This is a genomic window from Bacillus sp. FSL P4-0334, assembly GCF_038004825.1.
Taxonomy (GTDB): Bacteria; Bacillota; Bacilli; order Bacillales; family Bacillaceae; genus Bacillus; species Bacillus velezensis.
Map to the genome: position 1 here is coordinate 526,959 of NZ_JBBORX010000001.1, position 15,602 is coordinate 542,560.

At 46.7% G+C, this 15,602-nt stretch carries 16 protein-coding genes and 1 pseudogene; 9 read left to right on the top strand and 8 right to left on the bottom strand.

Features of this window, described 5'->3' with window-relative positions:
- The first annotated feature begins 53 nt into the window (after nucleotides 1–53).
- Nucleotides 54–587, top strand: coding sequence for an SH3 domain-containing protein (locus tag NSQ37_RS02655; protein WP_132105710.1), 534 nt, complete (start codon nucleotides 54–56; stop codon nucleotides 585–587).
- A 124-nt stretch (nucleotides 588–711) separates the two neighbouring features.
- Here the strand turns inward: NSQ37_RS02655 and NSQ37_RS02660 are convergent, their stop codons facing one another.
- The 3 genes from NSQ37_RS02660 to alsS form a co-directional block, all read right to left on the bottom strand.
- Nucleotides 712–1,236, bottom strand: a complete 525-nt coding sequence (locus NSQ37_RS02660) for an NAD(P)H-dependent oxidoreductase (protein ID WP_341123176.1) — start codon at nucleotides 1,234–1,236, stop codon at nucleotides 712–714.
- Between the two features lie 102 nt (nucleotides 1,237–1,338).
- On the bottom strand, nucleotides 1,339–2,106 hold the full coding sequence (gene budA / locus NSQ37_RS02665) for an acetolactate decarboxylase (RefSeq protein WP_003151318.1): 768 nt from the start codon (nucleotides 2,104–2,106) through the stop codon (nucleotides 1,339–1,341).
- Nucleotides 2,107–2,166: 60 nt separating this feature from the next.
- Nucleotides 2,167–3,879, bottom strand: a complete 1,713-nt coding sequence (gene alsS / locus NSQ37_RS02670) for an acetolactate synthase AlsS (RefSeq protein WP_340230456.1) — start codon at nucleotides 3,877–3,879, stop codon at nucleotides 2,167–2,169.
- A gap of 156 nt (nucleotides 3,880–4,035) precedes the next feature.
- On the opposite strand from alsS, the gene alsR reads away from it, so the two are divergent.
- Complete coding sequence (gene alsR / locus NSQ37_RS02675; protein WP_007407528.1) at nucleotides 4,036–4,944, top strand: acetoin biosynthesis transcriptional regulator AlsR; 909 nt, start codon at nucleotides 4,036–4,038, stop codon at nucleotides 4,942–4,944.
- Between the two features lie 195 nt (nucleotides 4,945–5,139).
- Entirely contained in the window at nucleotides 5,140–6,471 is a 1,332-nt protein-coding gene (locus NSQ37_RS02680; protein ID WP_012118610.1) for an arsenic transporter, read from the top strand.
- 49 nt (nucleotides 6,472–6,520) lie between these two features.
- Here the strand turns inward: NSQ37_RS02680 and NSQ37_RS02685 are convergent, their stop codons facing one another.
- From NSQ37_RS02685 to NSQ37_RS02695, 3 genes are all read right to left on the bottom strand, one after another.
- The gene (locus tag NSQ37_RS02685) at nucleotides 6,521–7,195 is read right to left on the bottom strand and encodes a hypothetical protein (protein WP_007407530.1); all 675 of its coding nucleotides are present in this window, start codon (nucleotides 7,193–7,195) and stop codon (nucleotides 6,521–6,523) included.
- A gap of 41 nt (nucleotides 7,196–7,236) precedes the next feature.
- The gene (locus NSQ37_RS02690) at nucleotides 7,237–8,130 is read right to left on the bottom strand and encodes a hypothetical protein (protein ID WP_007614229.1); all 894 of its coding nucleotides are present in this window, start codon (nucleotides 8,128–8,130) and stop codon (nucleotides 7,237–7,239) included.
- A 122-nt stretch (nucleotides 8,131–8,252) separates the two neighbouring features.
- Nucleotides 8,253–9,347: a CotH kinase family protein gene (locus tag NSQ37_RS02695; protein ID WP_015240725.1), complete on the bottom strand. Its 1,095-nt coding sequence runs from the start codon at nucleotides 9,345–9,347 to the stop codon at nucleotides 8,253–8,255.
- 140 nt (nucleotides 9,348–9,487) lie between these two features.
- Between NSQ37_RS02695 and cotG the strand changes: the two genes are divergently transcribed.
- The 3 genes and pseudogenes from cotG to NSQ37_RS02710 form a co-directional block, all read left to right on the top strand.
- Nucleotides 9,488–10,054 carry a spore coat protein CotG gene (cotG, locus tag NSQ37_RS02700; protein ID WP_113629819.1) on the top strand — a complete coding sequence of 189 codons (567 nt, stop codon included), beginning with the start codon at nucleotides 9,488–9,490 and terminating at the stop codon, nucleotides 10,052–10,054.
- Between the two features lie 156 nt (nucleotides 10,055–10,210).
- Nucleotides 10,211–10,831, top strand: coding sequence for a flavin reductase family protein (locus NSQ37_RS02705; RefSeq protein ID WP_014419051.1), 621 nt, complete (start codon nucleotides 10,211–10,213; stop codon nucleotides 10,829–10,831).
- A gap of 165 nt (nucleotides 10,832–10,996) precedes the next feature.
- Nucleotides 10,997–11,290 (top strand): annotated as a pseudogene (locus NSQ37_RS02710) (hypothetical protein); the annotation flags it as partial.
- A gap of 10 nt (nucleotides 11,291–11,300) precedes the next feature.
- On the opposite strand, the gene ggt reads toward NSQ37_RS02710, so the two are convergent.
- Nucleotides 11,301–12,878 (bottom strand): gamma-glutamyltransferase, encoded by a 1,578-nt coding sequence (gene ggt / locus NSQ37_RS02715; RefSeq protein ID WP_341123181.1) that lies wholly within the window; start codon nucleotides 12,876–12,878, stop codon nucleotides 11,301–11,303.
- A gap of 207 nt (nucleotides 12,879–13,085) precedes the next feature.
- Here ggt and NSQ37_RS02720 point away from each other — a divergent pair, with 207 nt between their 5' ends.
- From NSQ37_RS02720 to chrA, 3 genes are read left to right on the top strand one after another with little or no spacing between them, the layout of a single operon-like run.
- Complete coding sequence (locus tag NSQ37_RS02720) at nucleotides 13,086–13,562, top strand: Lrp/AsnC family transcriptional regulator (RefSeq protein WP_007407537.1); 477 nt, start codon at nucleotides 13,086–13,088, stop codon at nucleotides 13,560–13,562.
- Between the two features lie 13 nt (nucleotides 13,563–13,575).
- The gene (chrB, locus tag NSQ37_RS02725; protein WP_319937128.1) at nucleotides 13,576–14,166 is read left to right on the top strand and encodes a chromate efflux transporter subunit ChrB; all 591 of its coding nucleotides are present in this window, start codon (nucleotides 13,576–13,578) and stop codon (nucleotides 14,164–14,166) included.
- A complete protein-coding gene (gene chrA / locus NSQ37_RS02730) occupies nucleotides 14,163–14,699 on the top strand; it encodes a chromate resistance efflux protein ChrA (protein WP_015418373.1) in 537 nt (178 codons plus the stop codon). The genes chrB and chrA overlap by 4 nt, the downstream gene beginning before the upstream one ends.
- Nucleotides 14,700–14,856: 157 nt before the next feature.
- Here the strand turns inward: chrA and NSQ37_RS02735 are convergent, their stop codons facing one another.
- Complete coding sequence (locus tag NSQ37_RS02735) at nucleotides 14,857–15,573, bottom strand: endonuclease V (protein ID WP_341123183.1); 717 nt, start codon at nucleotides 15,571–15,573, stop codon at nucleotides 14,857–14,859.
- Between the last annotated feature and the right edge of the window lie 29 nt (nucleotides 15,574–15,602).

The window sequence follows — 15,602 nt, forward strand, 5'->3', positions numbered from 1 at the left end:
ATGTTTAGACTTCCGGTAAAACGTGAAAGGATGAAGTAAAAGGAGAGATACAGATGAAGAAAACAGCCAAAGCGGCATCCATTCTGACCCTTGCAGCGGGAATAACAGCGGCTTCAGCTGCCGGAATAACGCCTCTTCCCGAGACACACGCGCAAGAAGCGGTCAAAATTGACGATCTGTACAGCTACCCGCTTGACTCTTATCTCGTTTCCGCGGAAGCATTGAACGTCAGAACAAAAGCATCAGCAGCCAGTCCGAGAGCTGATACCCTTCATTTAGGCGACAGCTTAAAGATCGTTTCATTCCAGAACGCTGACTGGGCTAAAGTACATTATAAAAACGGAAAAACAGGATTTGTATCTACTCATTATATTGTTAAAGAAGCAACAACCGTAAAAACGACGGAAAAAACAAAAGTATATACAGACAAACAAGCGGTCAAAGCTTCCCTTGCTAAAAACACGAGCGTTTCTTTCCTCGGATGGAAAAAGACAGCCGGCGGCGGCATTGACTTCGGCTGGGCGCTTGTCGATTACGGGGGCGCAACGGGATATATCAGCACAAAAGATCTGCAAAAACTGACATAATATCAAAACGGATTTCGCAAATTCAGCGCGAAATCCGTTTTTTCTTTCTTGAGCAGTCAGAAACGTCTAAGGTTCGAAATATTTCTCAGGAAATATTGTCGGATGAAGATGAATGCATACGACTCTAAAATGGCTTCTTTATGTAATCCGCCAGGCGTTTTGCATTGTCACGGATAGCCGCAGCATCGGCGCTGCTTACCCCGTACATCGCGAAAGCCGGCAAATAGGTCATACCCGTAAAATTAGCCATTGCCTGAAACGGCCTTAAGAGCTCGCTCAGTGAAAAATGGTTGGACCCGCCTGCCTGATATGCATCCTCTCCGGCACCTACGGAAACAGCCAGCAGCAATTCTTTGCCGTGCAGCGCCTTTCCTTTGGAGCCGTAAGCCCAGCCATACGCCAGCACATGATCCATCCATGTTTTTAAAAGCGGAGGCGCACTATACCAGTACAGCGGGAATTGAAATACGATCCGGTCATACTGTTCACACAGCTGCCGTTCCTTTTCCGCATCTATTTTCCCGTCCGGATATTCTTTATAAAGCTCACGGACCGTACTTTCATCATGATTTTTTAATTCTTCTGTCCACGCCTTATTGACCGCTGAGTTGTCCATGTCAGGATGAACCGCTAATACCAATACTTTCACAGCTACCACACCTTTCCCTTTTGACTGTATTTTACCTAATCTTTGCCGGTTCAGCCAAATAAAAAGAAAGCCCCCGAGAAAAAATGGGGCTTTCTTTTTATTTTATTCCGGGCTTCCTTCGGTTGTTTCGATATCCTTCGCAAAATTCGGATTATCTAAATTTGCGTTGAAAAAGTCCGCCGTATTCGGAAGCTTGAGGTTCATATTCATTTTTTGAGAAATGGTCACTTTACAATCTTTAATGACATAGTCAAACACGTGTCCGCCGGAATTGCGTCCTTCATCAATGAAGTGCAGGTGATATCCGGAAACAGCAATGCCGTTTGCGTAACCCGGCGTCCAGAAGCCGGCGATTGTACCCTGAATGTCGTCAAAGTTGAACACAGGCTGTGTTTTCACCGCTTCGATCATCGGAACGTACGGTTTCTCCTGGCGTTCTACCGTTCTTGTCTGCACCTTTTTAAATACGCCGTCTAAACGGATCGCATAAAATAAGTTTTTACTAGGCAGAAGGCTGGCGATTTCCTGCTCGAATTCTTCACGGGTCATTTCGCCGTCGATCGTATGCGTCATATCCGGCGTGAAAAATGTGAATGAGCAGAATGGTGACAGGTCTCCGCCTTTAACAGGCGTAGCCGTTCCGTCGCCGCGAAGACGGTAAAATTCTCCGTCAAATCCGATTAATTCGCCGTCCAGTTTATTGAACGTGCCGATTCCGAAATCACCGAACTTCGGAATGTCAGCCATATCAAAATCTCCGTCATATACTCCGTCCAGCAGAGATGTCATTGTTGAGACTTGATAGATCTGATCCTCAGGTGAGCCTTTTTCTCCGCGGCTCATCATATGGATGTCACTTGCGTTTTTCATATTCCCTTCACTCCTTTTAAATTGGGCTGTTTTAGAAAACAGGTCATGGTGCGCAGAGTGCTAGAGAGCTTTTGCTTTCATTTTTTCTTTGAATTGCTTCGGAAGCATGTCGCTTGATAAATGGACATTGTCACTGTAATCGACAGGAATGTCAATGATGACAGGGCCTTCTGTGTTCAAGCCTTTTTGCAGCACGTCTGCCAGCTGTTCCGGTGACTCAACGCGCAAGCCGGTGGCGCCGAAGCTTTCTGCATATTTTACGATGTCAATGTTTCCGAAATCTACGCATGATGTACGGTTATATTTTTTCATTTGCTGGAATGCGACCATATCATATGTGCTGTCATTCCATACAAGGTGAACGATCGGCGCTTTTAAGCGGACTGCCGTTTCCAATTCCATTGCAGAGAACAGGAATCCTCCGTCTCCTGAAACGGATACGACTTTTTCACCCGGATTCACCAATGTGGCGGCAATCGCCCAAGGAAGCGCTACGCCCAATGTCTGCATGCCGTTGCTGATCAACAGTTTCAGCGGCTCATAAGCGCGGAAGTAGCGGGACATCCAGATCGCGTGAGAACCGATATCGCAAGTGACGGTTACGTCGTCATCAATTGCATTGCGCAGTTCTTGGACGATTTGCAGAGGATGCACTCTGTCGGATTTATGGTCGCTTGGCGCCTTCTCGCTGTCTGTGAGCATCTGTTTTAATTCGCTCAGCACTTCTTGTTCACGGCTGCCCATATCAAATGTCACAGCGTCGTGTTCAATTTGTTTAATCGTAGCGGCGATATCGCCTAATAATTCTAATTCCGGCTGATAGGCATGATCGATATCGGCCTGGATTTCGTCAAGATGGATAATAGCACGGTCACCGTTTACGTTCCAGAACTTCGGATCGTATTCAATCGGATCATAACCGATCGTTAATACGACATCCGCCTGTTCAAGCAGAAGATCGCCCGGCTGGTTGCGGAACAGTCCGATCCGGCCGAAATATTGGTCTTCCAGCTCTCTGGACAATGTGCCGGCCCCTTGGTACGTTTCTACGAAAGGCAGTTTTGTTTTGGCAAGCAGTTTGCGGATTTGTTTTACCGCCTCCGGTCTTCCGCCTTTCATGCCGACTAACAGAACGGGAAGTTTCGCCGTCTGGATTTTCGCGATAGCCGCGCTGACCGCTTCTTCCGGTGCAGGGCCTTGTTTCGGCGCCGGCACGCTGCGTACGTTTTTCACATTTGTGATTTCATTCACAACATCCTGCGGAAAGCTCACGAAAGCCGCGCCTGCCTGACCTGCTGACGCTGCCCTGAAGGCGTTTGTTACCGCTTCTGGTATATTCCCTGTTTCCTGTACTTCTACACTGTATTTTGTAATCGGCTGAAATAGCGCCGCATTGTCCAATGATTGGTGTGTCCGTTTTAACCGGTCTGCGCGAATTACGTTACCCGCCAGCGCCACTACCGGATCACCTTCTGTATTAGCCGTTAACAAGCCGGTCGCCAAGTTGGATGCCCCCGGGCCTGAAGTAACGAGACAAACGCCTGGTTTTCCAGTCAGTCTTCCGACAGCCGCAGCCATAAATGCAGCGTTCTGTTCGTGACGGCATAAAACCAGTTCAGGTCCTTTATCTTTTAACGCATCAAATACTGCATCAATTTTTGCACCCGGAATGCCAAAAACATGTGTGACACCTTGCTCCACTAAGCAATCAACAACAAGCTCCGCCCCCCGATTTTTTCCAGAGGTTTTTAGTTCATTTGTTGCTTTTGCCAACACCCTCACTCCTTATTATGCATATTAAATATAAAATTTTAAGTAATTTGTGATATTATTCACTATACACTCTTTGGAAATTGACCTCCAATATCAATTCGCCGTATGATTAATATGTTTCACGAATAATTAACAAAGAGAAAGGAATGGATAAGGATGGAGCTTCGCCATCTTCAATACTTTATTGCCGTTGCCGAAGAACTTCATTTCGGCAAAGCTGCGCTTCGGTTAAATATGACACAGCCGCCTCTCAGCCAGCAGATCAAACAGCTTGAGAAGGAAGTCGGCGTGACCTTATTAAAGCGCACGAAACGGGTTGTAGAGCTTTCAGCTGCCGGAGAAAGTTTTTTAAAACACAGCAGAAACGCGATCGAAGAAATAGACAAAGCGATTGAAATGGCGCAGAGAACGGCGCGGGGAGAGCTCGGCCGCCTTGTCGTCGGTTTTGTCGGCTCGGCCACATATGAATTTCTGCCGCCGATCATTCGGGAATTCCGCGAAAAATTCCCCTCCGTCAAGCTTGATCTGCGTGAAATTTCTTCTTTCAGACAGCAGGAAGAACTTCTGAAGGGGAACATTGATATCGGCATCCTTCATCCGCCTTTACAGCATTCCGCGTTACATATGGAAAAGGTGCAGAGCAGTCCGTGCATTCTGGCTTTGCCGAAGCAGCACCCGCTTACCGCTAAACAGACAATCGACATTCAGGATTTAAAAAATGAACCGATTATCACACTGTCGAAAGAAACATGGCCGACTTTATACCTAGAGTTTGTAAACTACTGCGAGCAGGCGGGCTTCAAACCGAAAATCGTTCAGGAAGCGACGGAGTATCAAATGGTGATCGGATTGGTTAGTGCCGGCATCGGTGTGACCTTCGTGCCTTCTTCTGCTAAAAAGCTGTTTAATCTCGAAGTCGCCTACCGCGGCATTAATCAGGTGCAGCTCACGGCCGAATGGGTCATTGCCTACCGCAAGGATAATCAAAATCCGATCCTGAAACATTTTCTGGATATTATGAATAAACGCCAGGCTTTATTGCAGGCGGATAAGGAAAATGCATAAAAAAGAGGGCCGCCGAAAGCAGCCTCTTTTTTTTGTGCTTTTATGGATTTTTACTAAATTGGTAGAAACGCTCAGTACACCTTACGACCTGTACCCGTATACATACAGTACAACTGATCAGGAGGGATAAAAATAACGGGGCGGCAATGACCCATCTAAAAGGAGGCAGAACACATTACACATATTACCGTCATTTTGACCCTGATTTCTTTCTTTGTGACCATTATTTTTATATTTTGGAGACCCGGGGGATTAAATGAAGCCGTTCCGGCGTCGCTGGGCGCCATTCTCGTTTTGTTATGCGGAACCGTTTCCTTTCATGATTTGGGGGATATAGGGTCAAAAGTCACCGGAGCCTCAATAACCATTATCTCCACAATGATTATGGCGATCGCGCTGGAAAGCTTCGGTTTTTTTAACTGGGCGGCGGCCAAACTGCTTCACCGCGCCAAGGGATCGGGCATCCGGCTTTTTTGGCTGACCAACCTGCTCTGTTTTTCAATGACGCTCTTTCTGAATAATGACGGCAGCGTCTTAATCACCACTCCTATTTTACTATTGGTCTTACAATATCTCGGACTTAAAAGACATCAGAAAACACCGTATTTAATAAGCGGCGTATTAATTGCGACGGCGGCAAGCACCCCGATCGGCGTCAGTAATATCGTCAATTTAATTTCTCTCAAAATGATAGGCATGGACCTTTATTTGTACACCAATATGATGTTTATCCCCGGCACGCTGGGACTGGTGTTTATGGCCTTTCTGCTGTTTGCCGTTTTTTACCGCCGTTTGCCGAAACAGCTCCCCGATATTCCGGTTCATTTTGACTCGCTGGAACATAAACGATATCATCCGCTTCAGCCTCCGCCAGACCCGACCCAAAACAGCCGTACGAACATCATGTTTTGTGTTTTGGCATTTGTATTGTTCGTCCGGATCAGTCTGTTTGCAGCTTCTTACAACGGCATATCCGTTTCGCTCGTGGCTGTCATCAGTTCAGTCATCCTGCTTGGCTGGAGATGGTTTTATTTAAAAATCGGACCGGCAGATTTATTAAGGAAAGCGCCTTGGCATATCTTTATTTTTGCCTTCACGATGTACATTATCATCTACGGACTGCATAATATCGGACTGACGGCGCTGCTTGTTCAGTCTATTGAGCCTTATGTCTCACAAAGCATTGCCCACGCTGCATCTATTATGGGCATTGCTACATCCGTCCTCTCTAATTTGTTCAATAACCATCCCGCCTTAATGATCAGCACTTTGACCTTAACTGAAATGTCCATCGACCCATTAACCGTAAAAATCATTTATCTGGCTAATATTATCGGCAGTGATATCGGATCATTGCTTCTGCCGATCGGGACATTAGCCACGCTGATCTGGATGCATATCATCAGACAGCACGGCGAAAAAGTTTCTTGGTCAGAATATATCAAAACGACCATTATCGTTGTCCCTCTCACTGTCGTGTTTACCATTACCGTTTTATATGTTTGGATCAGTTGGATTTACCTTTAGCTCCCATGAAAAAAAACTGCCTGCTGTATAAGAGAGGCAGTTTTATCATTTATGGCAGGTGCATGGTTTTTAAATGATTCAATTTCCAAAAAACAGTATCGCCGTCTGCATTGGTCAATTCAAGAATATTATCTGAGACATCCTGCAACAGCCCCACTTTATTCGGTATATCTCCTAAATCCAGAATAATCAGCTTCCCGATATATCTTTTTAATTGTTCCTCAAAATTCCGGACAAGGGGCACATTAGCGGGAACAACCGGCAGCTCTGAACTGTTTAATGTATACGGCGTCTGCTCATCGGAATAGGGTGTCAGCCATTTCAAATGATGCATCGAGATGAAAAGAGTCTTATAAACCGGAGAGAAGAAAACAAAATAATCATTTAAAACACTTGTCACATACCCATGAATGGAACGGTCTCCCGTAACAAATATTTCTGTGAATCTGCCTTTTATATGCTGGAGGGTATTCCGGTAAGAAAAGGAATGTTCCTGTTTTTCGGGATGCGGACTTTTTTTTCTTGCGTACGGTTCTTTATTCTCTTCGTCCGGGAGCGTCAATGTCATCCTCTGAAGATGCAGCAGCGGAATATAAAGAAACGTCCGGCCGTCATGAATCACAATGATATCCTGACCGATATCCAAAAGAGTTCCTGAAAATGTCGTATTCCCCGATATCTCAATATCGACTTGTTTATCCAGAAATCTGCTTAATCCAGCCATTTCATTCCCCCCTCTCCCGCGTTTACGGACAATCTTTCCAATCATTTACGGCCGTGTTTCCACCGATAATCTATTGTCCTTAATACAGTGGCGTAGCTATAAGAGTTCTCTTCCTCCCGTTTTGAGGATCGAACGGATCTTGATGATCTTTTCGACTTTTTAGAGGAAGTACGCTGCTCTTCGCGTGATTCTTCTTCATGCGGCTTTTCTTCTTCGGCGCTCTCTTTCTCACCTTTATTCTCGTCGTCTTTATTCTCCTCTTTTTTAGCTGCTCCTTTTGCCCCTTCGCTGATGCTCTTGATATGAAAAGGATAGATCCGCAGCACTTCTTTATCCTTCACAAGAGTGTAGTGGCCGTCGGAATTATCCACAAGTATACCTTCAACGGCTTCAGGACCTCCGCGGTTGATGGATACCCATTTGTGGATCAGGCGTTTAAATATGCCGTGAAAATCATCAGCCATTTCAAATTCCGGGCGCTCCTCCTCTTGGCCGTCCTCTTCTTGTTCCGCGCTGATGCTTTTGACATGGTCGGCGTTAAAATATACAATTCCGTCATCTTCTGTTTCCAGCACGAGAAAATCATCCCCTGTTTCGTGAAGCTTTCCTCTTTTCGATTCCGGACCTCCCTGATTCAATTGCACCGTGCGATTGGTCATCCGGCTGATCAGGTCTTGAAAATCATCAGCTTTTTCACATTCTGCCGCTTCGGCCGGCGATACGGTTTCACTCGTATTTTCCGTCACACTTTTCACGTGTTTCCATTGATAATAAACGATTTTATTATCAACCTGAAGAGCGATATAATCCGATTGAATGTCTGCTAATCTCCCTGTCTTGGACTCCGGGCCTCCCCGGTAGACAGTAATCACTTTTCCTTCCATTGCATGCAAAAAGTTGTCATCAGACCGCTGCCGCTTCGTATTGCGTTTCATCTATTGTCCTCCTAGTCATTTTTCTCATAATGTAAAAAGCATAATGCATATATACGTATCACGATTATTTTCGGGAACTGATTCACCAGCCTATTTGTAAAAAATCTTTCTTCATTTCCAAATCAGATATTCCACCGCTCTAACTCACTGCTGATGAAGGCTGACCGCTCCTTAATGTATTCGCAAATCACTTCAGGCTCCCGGTCAAAGCAATCAATCTCTTCTTTCTTATATGGATCCTTCGCGACATGCGGCCTGATCTGCTCATACAGTGACATGACCTTCGGCTTCATATGTTCAATAGTAAACCGGGTCTGAAGCGTCTCTTCCAAAAGCCGTTTGTACGCTTTGCGGAAATACGGTTCATCCAGAAGCCTTGCAGTCAAGGTATTAAACCCTTGTATTCTGACATAATCGGCCTCCATCCGATCACCATGAATGTCTCTTCCCCACGTCGCATCGTAATCCCACGGAATGACTTCAAAAAGTCCCGTTTCATGATTCCGGTACAAAGCGTAATTATGAACAAATCCATCGTAGTTTGAGGTAAACACGATGCCCGCAAGCCACCGCAAATACTTATCGGCGTCCAAGTGTTTGACGATCTCCCCCTTGAACTCTGACTTCGGCACGGTATTAATTTTATAGATCATATCCTGCAAGTATAAATCGTCTTCTTTCGTTCCCGTTTTCTTTTCATAACCAAGTTCGAGCGATGTTTTCGTATCCCGCTCCAGATCACTGACGAGGGAGAAATTGGCGTCGTCATCAACCGCGTAAAAAACAGCGCCGTCCGCCAAATTCCGTTTCGCCAGAAAATATTCATCCACTGACTCCAGCTCAAGATACACCCCCTCATGTCTGCCATTGATTTGCAGGGTTACGAAATTCGCCTTTGGTGACAGCGTCCCAAGCTCCGCGAAGAAATCGAGAGACAGCTTATTCCGCATCATCGACGGATCTTTGTATTCAGCGTTTAAATGTATCTCTTTCGCCCTGCGAAATGTTTTCGGCGAATAAAAAGCGATATGATACGATTTTTTCTTAAAATCTCTTATATGAGAGCCGCGGTACGCCAGATCAATGTCAAGCCGTTTTTGATTCACTCTCAGCACCGCGGGCACCGGATCATCATCCCAAATGTCTTTTTTCAGCTCCATTAAGTCTTTCGGGTGAATAAACAGCTGGTATAGAGGCAATGTTGATTGGTCTTTCATCGGTAAACCTCCCTGTATTAATTTAGGCTGTGCTTTTTATATAAAACTCAGCGAATCACACATACACTTTTTTCATTCATGCGTACTATGTGGTAGTAAGGATCGCATCCTTAAAACATATATCATGAGGAGGTTTCAAAATGGGCCACTATTCCCATTCTGATATCGAAGAAGCAGTAAAGTCCGCAAGCACCGAGGGATTGGAAGATTATTTGTACCAAGAACCAAAAAGCAGTAAGAAGAGAAAATCTCGCAAGCATAAAAAATCCCGTTCTCACAAAAAATCTCGCAGCCATAAAAAATCGTGCCGCTCTCACAAAAAATCTCGCAGCCATAAAAAATCGTGCCGCTCTCACAAAAAATCTCGCAGCCATAAAAAATCCCGTTCTCACAAAAAATCTCGCAGTCATAAAAAATCCCGTTCTCACAAAAAATCTCGCAGCCATAAAAAATCCCGTTCTCACAAAAAATCTCGCAGCCATAAAAAATCCCGCTCTCACAAAAAATCTCGCAGCCGTAAAAAATCATGCCGGTCTCACAAAAAATCTCGCAGCCACAAGAAATCATGCCGCCGCAAGAAAAAACGCACGCAGAAAAAACCTTATCGTCCTCATAAAAAAGACCCTTGCAAAAAAGACGATTACTGCAGCAAAACAGAGTACTGGAAAGACGGGAACATCTGGGTTGTAAAGAAAAACTACAAGTAACACCATTCGTAAATAGGCTGCCGGCTAAACGGAAGCCTTTTTCCTCAATCAGATATATGCCACGTGATAAGATATGCAGCCGGTTTTCTTTTGTTGTGTTTCCGAATTTTCTTTCTGTATAATCAGGTCATACGATAAAGAAAGGCGGCCGAAATCATGCATATCTTACGAGCAGACGAACTGAACGCAAAAGACACTTACAAATTGCTTTCGGGCACAGTTGTTCCCCGGCCGATCGCATTTGTCACTACGCGGTCATCCATCAACGGCGCCGTAAACGCGGCGCCCTTCAGTTTCTATAACGTTGTCTCCGCAGAACCGCCGCTTCTGGCCATCTCAGTCAGCCGCGCGGACGGTCGGCAGAAAGACACCGCGAGAAACGCAATCGCTCATCGGGAATTCGTGGTGCACGTCAGTGATGAGTCCATTATTGAAGACATTAACAAAACGGCGGCAAGGCTTGATCCTGATGTCAGTGAACTTGGCATGACAGACCTTTCTGTGACAGACAGCGCTTGCATCAGCGTTCCCGGTATAAAAGAAGCAAAAGTGAGGTTTGAATGTATACTCGAACGCCATCTTCCGTTCCAAAATGACAGCGGAGAAACGACGACAGACCTCATCATCGGCAGAGTCGTTTGTTTTCATTTGAATGACCAAGTATATGACGCCGATAAAGGCTACATACGGACAGATGAGCTGAAGCCTGCGGCAAGGCTCGCGGGGAATGAATACGCCAGACTCGGGAAGACATATACGCTTGTCCGCCCGACCTGAAGCAGGGACCATTATAATAGAAGAAACTAGTCAAAAAGACCCCTTTCGTAAGGGGTCTTTTTTGAGTCTTTTACCATGTAACTCAGCCTAATGTCTTATAGAATGCCGAAACTTACAAGGCCCTCACCCGTATGAAACGAGTGACACATTTTTAGGAGGCATACGATGGATTTCATTCAGTTACTGATTTTTTCAGCCGTATTTATTTTGCTGAGCCTTATGTTTCAAGTATTTGCCGTCAAAGTTCTCAATATCGATTAATCGAAATCACACTGCTTATTACGGGCATCGCAGCGGTGACTTTTTTCAATGAAATGTACGTATTTGCGGGAGTTGTTTCTATTTTGCTGCAGCGGCTTAATGGAATGGCGGCACCGGCGGGAGGAAAAGCAATATGTGTACGATTCGTTTTACGCGGGTCTTTCTGCCGCGCTTGGCGTGCTTATTTTTTTCATCAGTCAGCGTAGCTCTATACTCCTGTGGCCGCTCCGTCGCCGCGCGGGTCGGCCCCTCCTTGGAGAAAGCCTTCTTCATCAATGACGATCGCTGCCGCATGGCCCATAAGCCCGTCAAAATCACCAACGGTCTCGACGCGGTGGCCGCTCTGCCTTAGGGCTTCTCTCGTTTCAGGGCTGATTCTGCTTTCAACCCTCAGCCCTTCATACTCCTCTCCCCATGTCCGTCCCCAGACCCAGCGCGGCTCATTGATTGCCTGCTGGGGGTCCATTTTGTAATCAATGATGCGCGTAATCATCGCTGTCTGAGTTTGCGGCTGGCCTTCTCCTCCCTGGGTTCCGTACAGGATGTGAGGCTTTCCTTCTTTACAGGCCATCGCCGGCATGAGGGTGTGGAACGTCCGCTTGCCGGGTTCAAGTGTATTGACATGGGATTCGTCCAGCGAAAAAAATGACCCGCGGTTTTGCAGCAGAATGCCCGTCTCTCCCGCTGTAACGGCAGATCCGAACTCGAAATAGAGGCTCTGAATAAAGGAAACGGCATTTCCTTCCGCATCTCTGACGGCGGCATAAGCTGTGTCGCTTCCGACCGGCCGGCTTACCGCCGGCGCAGCCACGTTACCGATTTCTTCCGCAAGCTGCTTTGCATACCGTTTATCAAGCAGCCGATCCAGCGGAATATGAGAAAATGCCGGATCAGTCAACACTTCATTCCGGTGCAGAAAACTCTTCTTCAGCGCCTCGATGAGCAGATGATAATAGTCAAAGGAACCGTGTTCGATCTGAGAAAAATCATAGTTTTCCAATATATTGAGCGTCATTAAGCCTGTAAAACCCTGTGAATTCGGCGGAGCCTGATAGATTTTGCACCCGCGGTAATCGGAGGATACCGGGTTCGTCCACTCGCCGCGGTGGGCTTTAAAGTCATCAAGTGTCAGACGGCTGCCGTTGTTTTGCAGAAAGGATGTGATGCGTTGAGCGAGGTCTCCTTCATAAAAAGCGCTTCTGCCTTTCTCGGCAAGCTGCTCCAAGCTGGCCGCCAGATCCTTTTGGACAAACCGTTCACCGGGCATGGGCGCTTTTTTGTTTCTCGTAAAAATGGCCGAGGTGTAAGGCATCGAGGCTAAAAGAGCGAGATTGCGTTCTGTGTGGGCGCATTGGTCGGCGGACACCGGAAATCCGTTTGCCGCATAATCAAGAGCTGGCTTCAGCACCTCAGCGAGCGAATGACGCCCGTACGCCGAAAGCACGGCATCCCAGCTGTCCGCCATTCCTGGAACGGTAATGGCGCTTTCTGTCCCGCGCAGAGGGATCGCTTCTCTGCCCCGATACAAGTCTCTCGTCACATGCTTCCCTGAACGGCCGCTCCCGTTATAAGCTTTGATTCGTCCCGTTTCTTTATGGTAAGTGAGCCAAAATGAATCCCCGCCAAGGCCCGTCATATGCGGATACACGACTGCCAGACAGGCGCTGACCGCCACTGCCGCGTCAAACGCGTTTCCGCCCTTTTCCAGAATGCCGGCCCCCGCCTGAGAAGCGAGATAATGCGGACTGACGACCATTTGTTTCGTTCCGATGGTTGAAGTATTCATGGCAAGCCCCTTTACAAATTTTCTCAATTATAAAAAGCGGCTTCGCGGCCATCCACATTCCTGAAAGAAAATCTCACACACTATTTACTTTTCGATAAGAAATAATTCTAAGTCATTACGTATCGAAAACAATAAAAAATTTCTGCCTTCATACCGTAATGTTTCATGATACAATAATGTCTACCAAATGAAGGAAGGTGAAGCGGGTTGGAACATGAATACAGCATTCCGAATCTTGTCCTTGATGAAACGGATAAACAGATTCTTTCGATTTTGCACGAGGAAGGGAGGATTTCCTATACAGACGTAGGAAAGCGGGTTAACCTGTCGCGAGTGGCGGTTCAGCACCGCATTCAGCATTTACTGGATGCCGGTGTGATTGAAAAATTCACCGCTGTCATCAACCCGGCGAAAATCGGCCGTCATGTGTCCGTGTTTTTTAATGTGGAGGTGGAGCCGCAGTATTTGGAGGAAACCGCATTAAAGCTTGAAAAGGAACCGGCCGTGACAAGCCTTTATCATATGACCGGACCGAGCAAGCTGCATATGCACGGCATTTTCGCAAATGATCAGGAGATGGAAGAGTTTTTGACAAAACGGCTCTATACGCAAAAAGGCGTCGTCAGCGTCGACTGCCAAATGCTGATTAAACGGTATAAAAGCAGAACGGGCATGAAGCTGTAAGGAGGACATAGCCATGAGACATCCCTATTGGGACATTACGGCGGCGATGGTCCGAACGGGCATTCTCGGATTCGGGGGCGGCCCGTCGGTGATCCCGCTCATCCGCCATGAAGCCGTCAATAAATACAAATGGATAGATGATGATGAATTCGGAGAAATATTAGCGATCGCAAATGCGCTTCCCGGACCGATTGCCACAAAAATGGCCGCGTATCTGGGCTTTAAGCTGAAAGGCACGTTAGGCGCAATCTTGGCAACCCTCGCCCACATTCTGCCTACATGCCTTGCTATGGTAGGCTTGTTTGCGGCTGTCAATGTCTTAAGCCACTCAGCAATTGTTGCCGGCATGATTGGCGCCGTAACACCGGTAATCGCCGTCATGCTCGGCATTATGGCGTACGAGTTTGGCCAAAAAGCGCTTAAAGGTTTCGGCTGGGTCACGGGCATCCTATTTTTTATCATCGCTTTTATCGGCCTGCAAACGCTGCAGATCAATCCCGGCTTTGTCATTATCATTTTCTTAGCGTACGGCGCGTTTCATTTTAAATTGAAAGATAAAATCACAAATAAACGTTCAAAAGATAAAGGAATGTCGGCCTCATGATCATGATTTATGTATTTATGGCGTTTTTTGTCGCAAACGTACTCGGATATGGAGGCGGACCGGCGTCGATCCCGCTGATGTTTGAAGAAGTCGTCAACAGATACAGCTGGCTCTCAAACGATCAATTCTCAAATATGCTCGCACTTGCGAACGCATTGCCAGGCCCGATCGCCACCAAAATCGCGGCGTATGTCGGCTACAGCGCAGGCGGGTGGCCCGGGTTCCTGATTGCGCTGATCGCCACCGTCGTACCGTCGGCGCTCGCATTGATCGTCCTCTTGCGCATCATTCAGCGCTTCCGCCAATCTCCCGTCATCAAAGGTATGACGCTGTCCGTCCAGCCTGTCATCGCCGTCATGATGCTCATTCTTACCTGGCAAATCGGCGCAGACGGCATCAAAGCGATCGGCTGGGTTCAAGCGATAGTGATTGCGGGGATTTCCCTCCTTGCCTTGACAAAATTCAAGATGCATCCGGCCTTCCTGATTATCGCGGCGTTTTTGTATGGAGGTCTTGTGGTTCCTCATTTATAAAGAAAAGCACCTGGATAGGTGCTTTTTGTTTCAGTCCCGATATGTTGTTCGATATAGATAACTGTTTCTTCGTCTATGCTTCTTACATGTGGTTCCTGTCATCCTCCCAGATGGCCTGATCAATAAAAAACATTTGCAGCCTCCCGGACTGCAAGTGTTACACGTGATTTTTCCGATAAAACGTTCGCAAAACATGCGTTTCAAGGTCAGCCAGACGGACAGGGATCGGCAGCCTGCTGTCTCGATTGATCATTTTCATTGTGATCTGATAGCTGATTTCTAAATCAATGTTATGTCCGCAAGACAAGAAGATAGGCTTCACGTCCCGCCGTGTCCGAAGCGCCCGGCCATATACCTCGCCGTCAATGAGAATATCGGTGTAGGCGCCGACTTCATTTTCGGGCATCTCAAAATCGCATCCTTTGATTTTGAGATAGGTTTTCGCAATCCCAATTGTAGGCTTACCCAGAAAAAAAGCCGCATGGGTGGCAACGCCCATATGATTGTAGTGCAGATACCCGTTGCCATCAAACAAAAACACATCCGGCTCCGCCTCCAGCTTTTCGGCCGCTTCAATGATCAGCGGCAGCTCGCGAAACGCAAGAAAACCGGACACATACGGCACGCTGATTTTCCCCATGCTGTGCACTTTTTCAATCACTTCTTTTGTATCAGCGTCAATCACGATGATACTGCATACGCCGTACGGTTCCCCGTCCTGCTCCCAATAAGCGAGGTCGACGCCTGCGCATGTGTTGACGGAGTCTGGATGGATGACGGGGGATAGGTTGATTTTATGTATTAGGGATTGTTGTGTTCGAATAAAATCCGATTCATCATTTAGATCAAAATCGTGAATTTGATGTATTTTCATTTCATTGGTTTTCCTCATTTTCATTTCTA